Annotated in this window: 12 protein-coding genes; 9 read left to right on the plus strand and 3 right to left on the minus strand. The window is 55.1% G+C overall.

Annotated features, from left to right (window positions below; translation table 11 throughout):
* The first annotated feature begins 56 nt into the window (after positions 1 to 56).
* Positions 57 to 1,796, plus strand: a complete 1,740-nt coding sequence (locus CQ011_RS01370) for an FAD-binding protein (RefSeq protein ID WP_105673939.1) — start codon at positions 57 to 59, stop codon at positions 1,794 to 1,796.
* 80 nt (positions 1,797 to 1,876) lie between these two features.
* Here CQ011_RS01370 and CQ011_RS01375 read toward each other — a convergent pair whose 3' ends face one another.
* On the minus strand, positions 1,877 to 3,559 hold the full coding sequence (locus CQ011_RS01375; protein WP_105673941.1) for an ABC-F family ATP-binding cassette domain-containing protein: 1,683 nt from the start codon (positions 3,557 to 3,559) through the stop codon (positions 1,877 to 1,879).
* 374 nt (positions 3,560 to 3,933) lie between these two features.
* Here CQ011_RS01375 and CQ011_RS01380 point away from each other — a divergent pair, with 374 nt between their 5' ends.
* From CQ011_RS01380 to CQ011_RS01390, 3 genes are all read left to right on the plus strand, one after another.
* The gene (locus tag CQ011_RS01380; RefSeq protein ID WP_286161040.1) at positions 3,934 to 6,525 is read left to right on the plus strand and encodes an esterase-like activity of phytase family protein; all 2,592 of its coding nucleotides are present in this window, start codon (positions 3,934 to 3,936) and stop codon (positions 6,523 to 6,525) included.
* Between the two features lie 467 nt (positions 6,526 to 6,992).
* Complete coding sequence (locus CQ011_RS01385) at positions 6,993 to 7,487, plus strand: DUF1801 domain-containing protein (RefSeq protein WP_105673945.1); 495 nt, start codon at positions 6,993 to 6,995, stop codon at positions 7,485 to 7,487.
* A gap of 281 nt (positions 7,488 to 7,768) precedes the next feature.
* Entirely contained in the window at positions 7,769 to 8,500 is a 732-nt protein-coding gene (locus tag CQ011_RS01390; RefSeq protein ID WP_105673947.1) for a Type 1 glutamine amidotransferase-like domain-containing protein, read from the plus strand.
* A 161-nt stretch (positions 8,501 to 8,661) separates the two neighbouring features.
* Here the strand turns inward: CQ011_RS01390 and CQ011_RS01395 are convergent, their stop codons facing one another.
* Positions 8,662 to 9,021, minus strand: a complete 360-nt coding sequence (locus tag CQ011_RS01395; protein WP_105673949.1) for a hypothetical protein — start codon at positions 9,019 to 9,021, stop codon at positions 8,662 to 8,664.
* Positions 9,022 to 9,238: 217 nt separating this feature from the next.
* Here CQ011_RS01395 and CQ011_RS01400 point away from each other — a divergent pair, with 217 nt between their 5' ends.
* Positions 9,239 to 10,321 carry a PLP-dependent cysteine synthase family protein gene (locus tag CQ011_RS01400; protein ID WP_286161041.1) on the plus strand — a complete coding sequence of 361 codons (1,083 nt, stop codon included), beginning with the start codon at positions 9,239 to 9,241 and terminating at the stop codon, positions 10,319 to 10,321.
* Here CQ011_RS01400 and CQ011_RS01405 read toward each other — a convergent pair.
* Entirely contained in the window at positions 10,318 to 10,932 is a 615-nt protein-coding gene (locus CQ011_RS01405) for a DUF2249 domain-containing protein (protein ID WP_105673951.1), read from the minus strand. The two genes, CQ011_RS01400 and CQ011_RS01405, sit on opposite strands and share 4 nt — an antisense overlap.
* A 134-nt stretch (positions 10,933 to 11,066) precedes the next feature.
* Here CQ011_RS01405 and CQ011_RS01410 point away from each other — a divergent pair, with 134 nt between their 5' ends.
* From CQ011_RS01410 to CQ011_RS01425, 4 genes are all read left to right on the plus strand, one after another.
* Positions 11,067 to 11,846, plus strand: coding sequence for a YggS family pyridoxal phosphate-dependent enzyme (locus CQ011_RS01410; protein WP_105673953.1), 780 nt, complete (start codon positions 11,067 to 11,069; stop codon positions 11,844 to 11,846).
* A gap of 83 nt (positions 11,847 to 11,929) precedes the next feature.
* Positions 11,930 to 13,654 (plus strand): ubiquinone-dependent pyruvate dehydrogenase, encoded by a 1,725-nt coding sequence (gene poxB / locus CQ011_RS01415; protein WP_105673955.1) that lies wholly within the window; start codon positions 11,930 to 11,932, stop codon positions 13,652 to 13,654.
* Between the two features lie 96 nt (positions 13,655 to 13,750).
* Positions 13,751 to 14,500 carry a YggS family pyridoxal phosphate-dependent enzyme gene (locus CQ011_RS01420; RefSeq protein ID WP_105673957.1) on the plus strand — a complete coding sequence of 250 codons (750 nt, stop codon included), beginning with the start codon at positions 13,751 to 13,753 and terminating at the stop codon, positions 14,498 to 14,500.
* Positions 14,497 to 15,303, plus strand: a complete 807-nt coding sequence (locus CQ011_RS01425) for a PfkB family carbohydrate kinase (RefSeq protein ID WP_105673959.1) — start codon at positions 14,497 to 14,499, stop codon at positions 15,301 to 15,303. The genes CQ011_RS01420 and CQ011_RS01425 overlap by 4 nt, the downstream gene beginning before the upstream one ends.
* Positions 15,304 to 15,411 lie beyond the last annotated feature (108 nt).

Below are 15,411 nucleotides of genomic sequence, written 5' to 3' on the forward strand. Positions count from 1 at the left end.
AAACGATGATAATAATTCATTGGACGCATGATGCTTTCGCGCGGAAGCTTGAAAGCATGAACACATACACCAGCAAAGAACAGCAGATTTCGACCACAGTCTTGGTTATCGGCACCGGCGGATCCGGGTTACGTGCAGCCATCGAATTAGCCGAGATCGGCGTGGACGTGTTGGCAGTGGGCAAACGTCCGCGAAATGATGCCCACACCTCCCTGGCCGCAGGCGGAATCAACGCCGCATTAGGCACCATGGATGACGAGGACAGCTGGCAGCAGCACGCGGCTGACACCATCAAGGAAAGTTATTTCCTCGCAGATCCTCGCACCGTGCAAACGGTAGCCCAAGGCGCACAGCGAGGCATCGAAGATCTAGAGCGCTACGGCATGAACTTTGCCAGAGAAGAAGACGGTAGAATTTCTCAGCGCTTCTTTGGTGCGCATAAATTCCGACGCACCGCTTTTGCCGGCGATTACACCGGCTTAGAAATCCAACGCACCCTCATCCGGCGGGCCGAGCAACTCGACATCCCCATCTTGGACACCGTGTACATCACCAGATTGCTGGTCAAAGACAACCAAATTTTCGGCGCCTACGGGTTCGACCTCAACAACGGAACCCGATACCTCATCCATGCAGACTCGGTGATCTTGGCAGCCGGCGGGCACAACCGGATTTGGCGTCGCAGCTCCTCGCGCCGAGACGAAAACACCGGCGATTCATTCCGCTTGGCCGTTGAAGCCGGCGCCCGCTTACGCGATCCGGAATTGGTCCAATTTCATCCCTCGGGCATCATCGAACCAGAATCGGTGGCCGGAACATTGATCTCCGAGGCGGCTCGCGGCGAAGGGGGCATCTTGCGTAACGCCTTGGGCGAACGCTTCATGGAAAACTACGATCCGCAACGTATGGAACTATCCACTCGTGACAGGGTGGCATTGGCCGCCTATACAGAGATCCGCGAAGGCAGAGGAACTGCTAAGGGTGGTGTTTGGCTCGATGTTTCTCATCTGCCACGAGCTGTGATTATGGATCGTTTACCGAGGGTCTACCAAACAATGCTCGAAGAACAGATGCTCGATATTACCCGTGAACCCATTGAAATCGCACCTACCGCGCACTACTCAATGGGTGGGGTCTGGGTTGACCCCTATGATCATTCAAGCGAAGTGGAAGGCTTGTATGCCATTGGCGAGGCTTCTAGCGGGCTACACGGAGCCAACCGGCTAGGTGGTAACTCCTTGATTGAACTCTTAGTCTTTGGACGCATTGTGGGCCAGGCTGCCGCGAAGTACTCGCAGTCCCTAGAATCCCAGCCTCGAAGTCGTGAAGCTATCGATACCGCACGAGCGGACATTGATGAGCTGCTTGCCAGTGACGGAGTGGAAAACGTCCGCGCTTTACAGCGTGCCATCCGCGATCTGATGACTGAGCACGCTGGGGTAGTTCGTGACGAACAAGGCCTGCTCAGCGGCCTGAAAAAACTTGACGAGGTGGAAGCGCGCATGGCTAACGTAGGCATACATCCCGATATCGCCGGCTTTCAAGATCTTGCGCACGCATTCGATTTGAAGTCCTCAGCGCTTTCGGCTCGGGCCACTTTGGAAGCAGCCTTGGAACGGCGTGAAACTCGTGGATGCCATAACCGAAGCGACTTCCCAAATATGGATCCAGAATTGCAGGTCAATCTAGTTTGGTCAGCGAAGTCGGGAATAACTCGGGAACCCATCGTGGATGTCCCTGAGGAAATCGCCGAGCTCATCGAAGAGGTGTCCAGCGCCGGCAAACTGGTTGAGTGATCGATCCGCTTAAATAGTCGACCACGAATACCTGGAAGGTATTCGTGGTCGACTATTTTACGGGACCAACTAGTGGTGAACTAGCGATCTCGTTCTACACGCTTTTCGTCCCATACCGGGGTATCGGACTCGTAGACCTTGCCGTCGGAACCGAAGACGAGGAAGCGGTCGAAGGATCTCGCAAACCAGCGATCGTGTGTCACCGCCAGCACGGTGCCCTCAAATGAGTCGATGGCACGCTCCAGTGCCTCACCAGAGTGCAGGTCCAAGTTATCGGTCGGTTCATCGAGCAACAGTAAGGTCGCTCCGGAGAGTTGCAAGAGCAAAATCTGGAAGCGTGCCTGCTGTCCACCAGAGAGTGACTCAAATTTCTGCTCGGCTTGGCCAGCTAATCCATAACCATCCAACGCCCCCGAGGCAGCCTCACGGGCCATACCGGAACGGTGTTCGTCACCGCGATGTAAGATCTCCAGCAAAGTGCGGCCAAAAAGATCAGGTCGGGTATGAGTCTGAGCGAAATAGCCAGGGCGGATGCGAGCCCCAAGTTTGACCGAGCCTTCATGGGGTACCTCGGCTAGTTCGACGTCGGAAACGGGAAGGTGCTCGCGTTCCGGATCGGTACCGCCGGCCGCTAAGAGGCGCAGGAAGTGGGATTTTCCTGAACCGTTGGACCCCAGCACACCCACACGGTCACCGAACCAGATTTCATTGCTAAAGGGTTTCATCAAGCCGGTGAGTCCGAGCTTTTCGGCGACTACCGCGCGCTTGGCGGTACGGCCACCCTTCAAGCGCATCTGTACATTTTGTTCCAGTGGGATAGCTTGGGGTGGACCAGCCTCTAGGAATCTGTCCAACCGTGTTTGCGCAGCATGGTAACGGTTGGCCATGTCGGAGCGGAATGCGGCTTTGGTCTTGTACATGATGACCAATTCCTTGAGCTTGGAATGTTCTTCATCCCAGCGCTTGCGCAGTTCTTCGAAGCGCTCATTACGTTCCTTACGTGCCTCGACGTAGGAACCGAAAGAACCGCCATGGATCCACGCAGTGGCACCTCCATGACCTGGTTCTAAGGTAACGATTCGGGTGGCCGCGTTGTTCAGCAACTCGCGATCGTGGCTAATGAAGAGGACCGTTTTGGGGGAGCGAGCCATCATCGCTTCAAGCCATCGTTTACCCGGGACATCGAGGTAGTTGTCAGGCTCGTCAAGGAGTAGCAAATCGTCGTTGCCTTCAAAGAGGGCCTCTAAGACGAGACGTTTTTGTTCGCCGCCGGATAAGGTGCGTGCCAAGCGTTCTTCTGCCTTATCAAAAGGTATGCCAAGCGCTGCCATGCAGACTTTGTCCCACGTGGTTTCGAGTTCGTAACCACCGGCATCACCCCAGGCAATGATCGCTTCGGCGTAGCGCATATGAACTTTTTCATCATCGCTCACCAGCATCTTGGCTTCACAGGCCGAGACCTTGGCAGCGGCAGCGGCTAGCTCCGGAGCGGCCGTTGAAAGTAGTAGATCCTTGACCGTAGATTCATCGCGGACCTGCCCGACGAACTGACGCATGATGCCCATCGAACCCGAGCGGTTGATGGCACCTTCATCGGCCTTCAGATCACCGGAAATGATCTTGATCAAGGTAGTTTTGCCCGTACCGTTAGGGCCGATTAGCGCGGTTTTTGAACCTGCACTGACCTTGAAAGTGACTCCGCCCAGCAACTGTGTGCCATCGGAGAGGAAGTATTGGATTTCGGTAACGTCGATATGTGCCACCAAGCCATCCTAACCGTGTTTGGCTTCGGGGCTCATTTGAGCAACATCGATTAGTGCCTATCCTCCGAGCAGCGAATACAGGCTGACTCATCGGCCGCCACTGCGGATGGCCGCCGAGAGCAATGCCCAAGGAAAAGATGATTGGCTGTGCCTGGAGTCTGAAAGTTAACTGGAGACGAAAAATTGCTTGATCGTTCGGTGACGGATGTTTGGGCATCGCGGGGCTGGTGTCTGCCCGGTTCAGCTCAGTACCCCATTCTTGCTACCTATATGTTTGATTCGATTAACCTCGAATTCACCGTCTAGTGGTTATGGTTTGCCAATCTTATAAGGACATTACTAGCAAACTTTAAGCTTGATGAGGGAAGACTTTCGTGAATCGTTCCGCAAGAAAATCAGTGGGCGTATTGGCCGCCGCTATAGTGGTCGGCGCTGTCGGTATCGCACCATTAACTTTGGCGGACGCTGCAACCGCCGATACGGGAAGCTACTTTGAGCGCGTGGCGACCTATCCTGTTTATCAGAATCACCCGGACGGAGTAGCAGCCGAGACTGCCTCGGAAATCTCCACTGTTTCCGAGGACGGGAATACGCTGATCTACTCCGACGCACTATCGCGGCAAGTCGGGTTTATGGACATCTCGGATCCGTCCAACCCGAAGGGTCTGGGAACCGTTGGGCTACATAAGCTCGGTAGCCCCGAAGATGAACCGACGAGCGTTGCCGCGTACGGTGACTACGTTTTTGTCGTCGTAAATACCTCGGAAAGCTACGCAAACCCCTCTGGCAGGGTAGACGTACTGCGAATTGCCGATCGCACTCTGGTTCACAGTATTGACCTTGTCGGGCAACCTGACTCTATTGCTATTTCTAAGGACGGCGCCTTCGCCGCGATAGCCATTGAAAATGAACGTGATGAGGATGCAGGAGATGGGGGACTGCCCCAAGCGCCTGCAGGATCAGTTCAGATCATTGACTTGATCGGCGCGCAACCAAGTGGTTGGAACATTCGGGAAGTACCGCTCACTTCGGGAACCCGCGACGAACCAGTGGCCCTGCCTATCCTGAGTAATGCCGGACTTGATACCCCACAAGATCCGGAGCCCGAGTACGTCACCATCAACGCAAAGAACCAATTGGCGGTAACCCTCCAAGAAAATAATGGTGTGGTCTTAATCGACCTACCAACCGGTGAAATCACCAAGGCGTTCAGCGCCGGAAGCGTGAATTTGAAAGATGTGGATATTGCCGAGGACGGAAAATTAGATCCCACCGGGTCACTGCAAGACATCCCGCGCGAACCCGACGCTATCGACTGGATCCAGGATCGCTATTTGGCTACCGCCAACGAAGGCGATTGGAAAGGCGGAAGCCGCGGTTTCACAATTTTTGATTCCGAGACCGGAGAGGTCGCCTGGGATGCCGGAAACAGTTTTGAACATCTAGCTCTCTCGCAGGGCCTGTTCCCGGAAAAACGTGCCGGGAAAAAGGGAACCGAGCCAGAGGGTTTGGCCGTCGAGACCTTCAACGGCGTTGACTACGTATTTGTTGCTTCCGAGCGTGGCAACTTTGTCGCGGTCTATGATCTAAGCGATCCCGTGAACCCGAACTATGTTCAGACTTTGCCAACTACCAATGGGCCCGAGGGTATCCTGCCGATTCCCGGTCGTAATCTGCTGGCTGTAGCTTCAGAAACCGATGAGGCCGAAATCGGTGTGCGTTCAGCGATGACGCTTTTCAAATTTGGAGCCACCGAAGCGCAGTTCCCAACTCTGGAATCTGAGCGCGAAAATGTAGTTCCTTTTGGTGCACTCAGTGGGTTGAGTGCCAACCCAGCGCAACCTCACAAACTCTTTGCGGTCAGCGATAGCGCCTATGAACCGCTCATCTACACGATTGATGTCGAGAAATCTCCCGCGCTGGTCGAAAGCTCCATGCCTGTCACGAAAGACGGACTTGTAGCCGACTTAGATCTAGAGGGAATCTCGGCTCGTTCCGACGGTGGATTCTGGGCTGCCCACGAAGGCAAAGAGGGCGTAGAAAATGCGCTTATCCGAATCGATGACTCTGGTGCGGTTACCACCGAAGTGCCGTTACCGCCCGAGGTAGTCTCGGCCTTAGGCGGACAAGGACTTGAAGGAATTAGCGTTCGAGGCAGCGGCGAACGAGAAGAGGTTATCTTTGCTCTGCAACGTGAGGTTCCAGGCGAAGACTTTGTCCGGATCGGTAAGTACTCAACGGCCAGTGGAGAATTCACCTGGTATGGATATCGACTCGAACCGTCCGGAGACGATCAGTCATGGAACGGGCTGTCCGAAATTACCGAACTACCCGACGGAAAATTCGCTGTGATCGAGCGCGACAAACGAATTGGTGAAGACGCTCAGCTGAAAGCCATTTATCAGTTCGAACTGCCCGAAGCCGTGACTGAAGATGTCACCATGGTGGACAAGTCCTTGGCAGTTGATGTGTTACCCGTGCTCGAAGCTACTCATGGGCGTACGCAAGAAAAGCTTGAGGGGCTGAGTATTTCCGGAGCTGGTGATGTTTTTGTGGTGACCGACAATGACGCCGTGGATGATGCGAGCGGTGAAACCGTCTTTGCTAATTTGGGTTCCGTAAGCGAGGTATTCGGGGCAACCATGCAACCAACTGATTCGGCCTCCCCACAGCCGAGCGAGACTCCACAAGACACCGAGCAACCGACACAATCGCCGGTTCCAACTTCTTCCCCTGAGGCTACGCAAAGCCCGGAAGTTGTGGAGAGCGAAAGCGAGACATCACCGGCTGAAAGCTCGGAACCAGAACCTAGCTCGACTCCCTCTGACGAGCCAGCGAAACCGGAGAGCGAGCGTCTAGCCGATACCGGCATCAACAGCTTATGGCTGATCCCTGTCGGATTAGTGATGGCAGGCTTCGGTGTGGCCGCCGCGATGAAAACTTCGCGGGCACGCAGACAACGGTAGAAAGTAACCTAAAAATTAATCGCAAGGAACGCTCGGAGTAACCCTGAGCATTCCTTGCGATTGATCGATGAGTAGGACAAAAGAGAAGCTGCGCTGATTGCGGGAGCATTTTTCTGGTGGCTAACTTTTGAGCCCACTCAGCATTCTCGATAAGAGCTTTCGTTCGGACGATTACCACACCGATACTGACCCGGATATGGGCTAGCGGATGGGTGCGTCTGGTGGGTGGAACTGGCAGCTTTGCTAAGCTGCGCCGGAGCATTCTGATTAAAGGGAATTAAAGTAAGTCCTTTAAACTGGTCAGTAAAGGCGTGTAAATGAGGCGGTGGCACGGCGAAAGACCTGCTTACCTGTGGGAGTAGTTACTCGCATGCTTAACAAGGGGTATACGGACGCGCCTGCAATAGTAGGGGGAATTGGCCAGTTTAGGTCTTTGCTGGCGCCATGGGTAGGAGTACGCTTCCTGCATGACTAATACCGAGTCTGGCGAAAGCAAGAAGCTGAAACCAGCCACGAATGATGCACGGCAAGGTACTGACCCCGTGATCCTTCCCGCCGCGATGTCTGGCAAGGCCAGCCCCGCTAAGGCTGCGTTGGGTGATAAGCCCGTCTTCGCTTATATCGCTAGCCTGCCGCAGCCGCAACGGGGCATCGCCGAGGCAATTTATGCGTTGGCCGCCAAAACTTTGCCCCAATTGCAGCGTTCGGTGAAATGGGGCATGTCGTATTACGGCGTTGGTGACGGATGGTGTTTCAGCTGTGGGGGTTTCGCAGGCCACGTCAAGGTCATGTTCATCAATGGCATATCGCTTGACCCCAAACCTCCAGTCACGCCCGTAGCAATGGGCAAGGCCACACGAGGTGTGGAATTAGAGTCTTTGAACGACGTTGACGAGTCCCAACTTGTGTCCTGGATAAGGCAGGCTACCTCGGTCCCAGGTGTGGGCGGCAAAAAACGTTAGTACTCGTTTTTGCGCACACCGAGACAAAACCGGCGGGGCAGTGGACGCTTCTGTCCCGATGACGGTCTTCGGGTGCTATTACAGCAGCTCATGGCTGATCCCTGTCGGATTAGTGATGGCAGGCTTCGGCGTGGCCGCCGCCATGAAAACGTCGCGATCACGCAGGGAACACTAAGGCAAAATCTCACCATCAGTCCCATGCCCTGCGCAGACTTCCCCTGCGCAGGCTATGTGATTTTTTATTGTGCCCGGAAAGAAAGTAACTACGCTACGCTGAGCGCGTGAGCATTTTTCTAGTGGGCGGCGGCGTGCCTGATACGCCTGCATACGAGCCGATCTTGGACGCGTTTCTTCAGGATGTTCTCCAGAACAAGTCGCATGATGGTCAGCCAATTCTTGCGCTAGCCCTTGTTGATCATGCGGGCAGTGGTCAACATTATCTTCCGGCCTACGTGATACCCATAGAAGCACGTATGCCTTGTCAGATCCGGCCAATATATCTACGTCTCGATAAGCCCGCCGACCCTGTGAGCTTCGAGAATGTAGATGGAATTATTGTCTGCGGCGGACCCACGCCAGAGTATCTAACCAGGTTGCGCACTTGTGCGGACACTATTCGAGGAGCTGCAAACCGGGGGATTCCCTATCTGGGGTTCTCCGCTGGAGCGATGATCGCTTCCAAAAATGCACTGATTGGCGGATATTTTTCTGAAGGTATAGAAATCTGCCCGGAAGAATCTTCAGAGAATCTGAAGGAGATCACACTAGCGGACGGGCTTGGGCTGACCACTTTTACCGTCGAGGTGCATGCAGCCCAAGCGGGGACACTGGGACGAGCCGTAGCTACCGTTGAAAGAAATCTTACCGAGATGACTATTGCGATCGATGAAGATACCGCCGCTGTTGTTGAACTGGAGAATCCAGAGAATCTCAAAGTTTTGGGTGCCGGGCACGTCTGGATTGTGACACGCAATGCGGAGTCAATAAATGTGGAGCTGCGCACCGGTAGCTGAACTGGTGCTAAATTCGAAGCCAAAAACGTACTCAATACTGATCGTTCGCCGGTGAGGACAAATCACGATGAGATCGGCGTCGCAAGGCCCTGAACGCAAAAACCGTGGTCCTGAAAAATCAGAACCACGGTTATTGCGACGTTTAGGTCATGCAGACTTCGTTAGTGTGCGGCACTCTTCTTGGTGCTCGCAACGACTACAGCGACGATAGCAGCAACAATGGTGCCCACTAGCAGGAGCTTGCCACTCTTGCACGATGACTTCTGTGGAGCACCCAGTTTCTGCTGTGCGGTCTTCACTGCGCTTTCAACCGATGAACGGGTGCGCTTCGCGACCTTTGAATTGCCGGTGACGTTTTCGATCAGGCTGGCGCCTGCGTTGCCGATGGCTTCGCCGTTGACTCCGGAGATGGCGTTATTCCAAGACTCGCGAAGATCCTTCGGGAGTTCTGCCTTGGCTGACTTCGCTAGTTTGTTCAGCGATTTTTCAACTTCTTTGAAACTCTTAGCAGTCTTTGACATCTTAAACCTACTCTCGTCGAGGATCCCGGGGTTGTTACTTGTGGTAACTCGGGCCACTCAATCTACCCTAGCCAGCCTAAAGATAACTCTCAATAGCAGGGGGTTTAGCTCACCGCGAACTCACAGGAAAGTGGAGCTCACAGCGCGGCCCTGACGCCTCGGTTTCGTTCATGTCGGCGCTGAACGCAAGTCAATAGAGTAGCGATAGAGTAGGTGCGTGACTGAGCAGATAAGCAAACCAAATCATTGGGTCCGGAACGCTATTGCATTGCTTGACGCGGATGCCAACCGTAGCGCCGATACCCACCTTCACGTCTTTCCCCTCCCGAAAGAGTGGGGGATAGACCTCTACCTCAAAGACGAGTCGGTACATCCCACCGGGTCCCTTAAACACCGTTTGGCTCGTTCGTTGCTGCTCTATGGTTTGGTCAACGGAAGAATTGGTGAACACACCACGTTGGTGGAAGCCTCCAGCGGATCTACCGCGGTTTCTGAAGCTTATTTTGCTCGCATGCTTGGCCTGCCCTTTATCGCTGTGGTCCCAAGAAGTACCAGTAGCGAGAAAATTGAACTTATCGAGTTCTACGGGGGACACTGCCATCTGGTTGAAAAAGCAGGCGAAGTAGACCTTGCCGCCCGCCGGCTGGCCGAAGAATCTGAAGGTTACTACCTAGACCAGTTCACCTATGCCGAACGAGCAACTGATTGGCGCGGAAACAACAACATCGCGGAGTCGGTCTTCTCGCAGCTTTCCGCCGAGCGGCACCCGATCCCATCATGGATAGTTGTCGGTGCAGGTACCGGAGGCACCTCGGCAACCTTTGGCAGGTATGTGCGTTACCGCCAACATGATACCCAGGTGGCCGTGGCCGACCCGGAGAACTCATCTTTTTATGAAGGATGGCGTACCGGAAATATGAGCCACTCAACCGGTCTTGGCTCACGCATCGAGGGAATTGGGCGACCAAGTGTCGAACCCTCTTTTGTGCCCGGAGTCATCGACCATATGATCCAGGTACCTGACGCAGGATCGCTCGCTGCCATGTACCTGCTGCGGGCACATACCCGACACTGGACCGGTGGGTCCACCGGAACGAACCTCTACGCGGTCTTCCAAATTATTGCTGGCATGCTCGAACGCGGTGAACAAGGAAGCATTGTCACGCTCATTTGTGACTCCGGCGAGCGCTATGCGAACACCTATTACAACCAGCAATGGTTGGACGAACAAGGACTAGATCTTGCCCCGCACCGGATGAAGCTTGAACATTTTCTGGAAACTGGACGTTTCGAGGATTAGTCGTTCGTTGTTCGCAGCGTAGGCATTAGACCGAGCGTCTTCTTGCGCTGGTGAACGGAGAAGTATTTAAGTCCGTGGTCCCCTGCCACGAAGTGTCTCCGGGAACGCGCAGGGAGGTAGAGCACGTCACCGAGATTCAGTGAGATTGAATCGATTTCGGTGTGTAAGGTGCCGGTGCCTTCAAACACATGGATGAGCACATCGAGGTCGGGTCCGCGGTGTTCGCCGATTTCTTGGTGCGGTTGCAGTGCGATGATATTCGCGTCGAGGTCTCTGGCATCGGGTTCGAGCTTCCAGATGGCTCCGTCCAGCGTGTTTTCTTGTTCTCCGAGCCATGCGGTGTTTGTCATGATTCGTGGAGCCGGGGTGTTGGTGAGTTTGGTAATGATGATTTCCCAGTCACCGCCGATGCGTTCGGTGGCTTGCCAGGTGTAGGTGCCGGGCAGGTTCCGTTCGAACTCTTTACGCAGATTGACCGGTTCATGGTCGTTGAGCAGGCTCAGGTAGTCGCTGGCGGGGAGGGCGTTGTAGACCGCCATGATTTTCGGGTGGCGTTCTGCTTTCGGGATGTTTCGCACATCTACCACTTGCCCGCTGGTCTGCTCGTCCATCGATACCTCCAAAGTGCTGTGTCTGAGTTGTTGCTTGTCTTCAGCCTAGTAGCTCATCAGCCTTATCTGTCTAGGGGTATTACGATGAAGTGAGATTTAGAATTTACTTCGTTAGTACTAGGAGCAGTATCTTCATGAGCCAACCAGCCTCGAATTCAAGCGCAGCGAGTTCGGCTAGTACTGTCGAGGACTTCAAAGCTAACCTCGCCTCCATTCGCGGGCGGATCGCTACAGCTGAGAGCGCCGCCGGGCGAGCCGCCGGTAGTGTGCGTCTGCTGCCGGTGACCAAGACGGTACCGGAGGACCGACTGCGTCTGGCCATTGAAGCTGGGGTGCAGTGGTTGGGTGAAAACAAGGTGCAGGAAGCCGCCCGGAAGGCCGAGAACCTGGCCGATATTGCCGGACTCAAATATTCGGTAATTGGGCATCTGCAGACCAACAAGGCCAAGGACGTGGCCCGTTTTGCGCACGAGTTCCAAGCCCTGGATAACCTGCGCCAGGCTACCGCTTTGCAGAGGCGTCTTGAACTAGAAGATCGCAGCTTAGATGTTTTTGTTCAAGTGAACACCTCTGGTGAAGAAACAAAATTTGGTCTGGAACCCTCGGCGGTACCGACATTCCTGAAATCTCTACCGGGCCTTGACCGTCTGCGAGTCAAGGGGCTGATGACGCTGGCGATCTTCTCTACCGATCATCAAGCGGTGCGCACCTGCTTCACCATGTTGCGTGAATTACGTGATCAGCTGCGACAAGATGCACCCGAAGGAATTGGCCTGGAAGAATTATCCATGGGGATGAGTGGAGATTTTGAGCTGGCAATTGCCGAAGGTTCCACGGTGGTTCGTGTGGGGCAAGGAATCTTTGGTGCACGCGCGCTACCTGATTCGCATTATTGGCCAGGGTTTGCCGGATAGTCGCTAGCCAGCAGGGCGTTTTTTCTCGTAGGCTGGCGATATCAACCGGTAGTAACCGGATCCCTGTTTGCAGGAGGAAATTAATGCCTACCGTCGCCGAACACATGATCGATCAGTTCTACACCCAGGGCGTCAAACGTATTTACGGAGTCCCGGGCGATTCACTCAATGGGCTGACCGACGCACTGCGGGAAAATGGGCAGCTTGAATGGGTTCACCATCGCCATGAGGAAGGCGCGGCCTTCGCAGCTGCTGCCGAGGCCGAAATTACCGGAGAGCTCACCGTATGTGTGGGCTCCTGCGGCCCAGGAAACCTGCACCTGATCAATGGACTCTACGATGCCCAGCGCACTCGGGTCCCGGTACTGGCCATCGCGGCACAGATACCCACCGAAGAAATCGGGTCAAACTATTTTCAGGAAACCCATCCGGTAGAAATCTTCCGAGGCTGCTCCGTATATGCCGAACAAGTCTCGGATCCTAAGCAGCTTCCGCGGATGCTACGTATTGCGATGCGTGAAGCAATTGAAAAACGCGGTGTTGCAGTACTCGTCATTTCCGGTGATGTGGCTCTATCCCAGATGGACCGTGTACTCACCCAAGAAATCGTCAAAACAAACCCGCGAGTGGTGCCCAACGAGGTAGAACTCGAACGGGCCGCGCAACTCTTGCAATCCTCGGCTAAGGTCACCATCCTTGCCGGAGCAGGGACCGCCGGGGCGCACGCCGAAGTGATGGAGTTAGCCGACAAACTCGCCGCTCCTATTGTGCATTCGATGCGCGGTAAAGAACATATCGAATACGAGAACCCCTTCGATGTGGGAATGACCGGGTTGCTAGGCTTTGCCTCTGGTTTCCGGGCTATCGATGAGTGCGAGGTGCTCTTGATGCTTGGCACCGACTTTCCATACCAACAGTTCTACCCGCAGAACGCGAGCATCATTCAGGTTGATGTGCGCGGAGAACAGCTAGGCCGGCGGACCAAGGTCGATGTCCCCTTGGTGGGTACGGTCAAAGACACCGCAGCCGCGCTCGCCGCTATCTTGCCACGACAGAAGAAACGCAAGCACCTAGATGATGCGTTGGCGCACTATGCAAAGACTCGCATCAAACTCGATGAACTAGCCACCCCGTCCAAGGGTAAAGCGGCCATCCATCCGCAATATTTGGCGAGGCTAATCGATCAGGCAGCGGATCCCGACGCGATCTTTACCGCAGACGTGGGTTCCCCGGTAATTTGGGCTGCCCGTTATGTGGCGATGACCGAGCAACGCCGACTACTAGGTTCCTTCAACCATGGGTCGATGGCCAATGCGCTCTGCCACGCGCTGGGTGCTCAGGCTATCGACCGCAACCGTCAGGTGATCGCGTTCGCCGGCGACGGAGGACTGGCGATGATGCTTGGTGAGTTACTCACCGCGACGCAAAATAAGTTGCCCATCAAGATTGTCGTGTTCAACAACTCCTCGCTGAACTTCGTAGAACTTGAAATGAAGGCCGCAGGTTTTGTCACCTACGCGACAGATCTAGAAAATCCTGACTTCGGTGCGGTCGCCAACGCCGCCGGGCTGAAGGGATACCGGGTGGAGGACTCGAATCTGCTCGAAGCCACGGTTGCTGAATTCCTTGCCCATGATGGGCCTGCCCTCCTTGACGTGGTCACTGACAGGCAAGAAATGTCCATGCCGCCGAGCATCAAGGTGGAACAGGCCAAGGGATTCGCGCTCTACGCCATCCGAACGGTGCTTTCCGGGCGCGGCGACGAACTCTTTGACCTTGCCAAGACGAATTGGCGTCAAATGTTCTAGAACGTGAACTATGCCTATGCTTAAAGCCGGACTCGAGCTCTCGAGGCCGGCTTTTTGCAGGTAGTTTCACCAAACTGAAAGAGGCATAGGCGTTTTATGACTTCGCAACCGGCCGCAGCACAGGCGGCAACCACCGAGGATTTCTCCCGGAACTTGGCAACTGTGAATCAGAAGATCGCCGAGGCCGCATCGCGCAGTGGGCGTCAGGCCAGCGCCGTGCGACTGCTACCAGTAACCAAGACCATTGAACCTGAACGCCTGCGACTGGCTATCGCAGCCGGCGTGCAGACGCTGGGGGAGAACAAGGTTCAAGAAGCTTTGGCTAAATCAGAGGAGTTCGCCTCTGAATTTCCCACGCTACGCTACGCGGTTATTGGTCCCCTGCAGGCAAATAAGGCAAAGTTTGTGGCACGCTTTGCCCATGAATTTCATGCCCTGGATTCGCTGAAACTTGCCCAAACGCTACAACGCCGTCTTGAGCTTGAAGAGCGCACCCTAGAAGTTTTTATCCAAGTTAATACCTCCGGTGAGGACAGCAAGTCAGGCATCGCTGCCAGCGAGGTGGCCGGGCTGCTCGAAGCTATTGCACCGCTGGACCGGCTGGTCCCGCGCGGATTGATGACTATGGCTGCTAACACCACCGACGAATCAACTATTCGTGCCAGCTTCGCGTTGCTCCGCACTACGTTGGAAGATGTGAAGGTTTCTGGTGCACCCGTTGGATTTGATCAGCTCTCCATGGGTATGAGTGGTGACTTCGAGCTGGCTATTGAGGAAGGCGCCACCGTAGTGCGAGTAGGCCAGGGCATCTTCGGAGCGCGTAGCTACCCACAGGCATCGGCGTGAGCGGCTTCGAACTAGATACTCGCCCCGTAGCCGCCGTGGTGCTCAGCTCTCAGCTAGCCTACGGTGCGGTGGGAAATAACGTCATCGCCCGGATGATCGAGCGTGCAGGTCACCGCACGGTGGCTGTGCCTACCGTGCTCTTAAGCAACCTGCCGCATTACCCTACGGTTTCCGGTGGTGCGATCAGTGACCAGTGGCTTTCGGGCATCCTGACTGACCTGCTGAATCGCGAGGCCTTAACGCAAGCACGCTACGTTGTGGTCGGCTATCTTGGGTCACCAAGCCAAGCGCGGATTATTGCTCAGTGGTTCCTTGCTGCGCGCGATCGCTACCCGCAGCTTCGATTGATCCTGGATACCGCATTTGGGGATTCGGATGTTGGTCTTTATGCCAGTGAGGAAGTCGCAGCCAGCTACGGCGAGTATTTGATTGAGCATGCCTGGCTGATGACTCCCAATGCCTTCGAACTGGAGTTGCTCACCGAGTCAAAAATCCATGATGAGCAAGACGCTGCTAACGCGGCCCTGGATTTGATGGATGCCGGACCTGCCCACGTGATTGTCACCTCCGCTCCCACCGAGGACGCCGATTTTATCGGGTGCCTGTTAGTCCTCGATGAGGAGAACCTCGAACAGTTCGACACGGGCCGCGTCCAGACCGAGGCCAAGGGGGCAGGAGACTGCTTCCTGGGCATGCTTACCGGTGCCTTGCTCAATGATGTCTCACTGATCGATGCAGTGGCCCAGGCGGTCGCTGGGACCTCCGAAGCCCTGTCCGGGGTACACCCTGCCTTCACCGAATAGGTGTTACCCACAAATCGTGTTTAGTCGCCCCAAATGTCGGAAGGTGGGCGGACACTACATGTAGGGCACAAGAAATGTGGCCCGTCTAGCTAGACGAAGCTGAACACG

This window comes from Arthrobacter sp. MYb213 (genome assembly GCF_002979915.1).
GTDB lineage: Bacteria > Actinomycetota > Actinomycetes > Actinomycetales > Micrococcaceae > Glutamicibacter.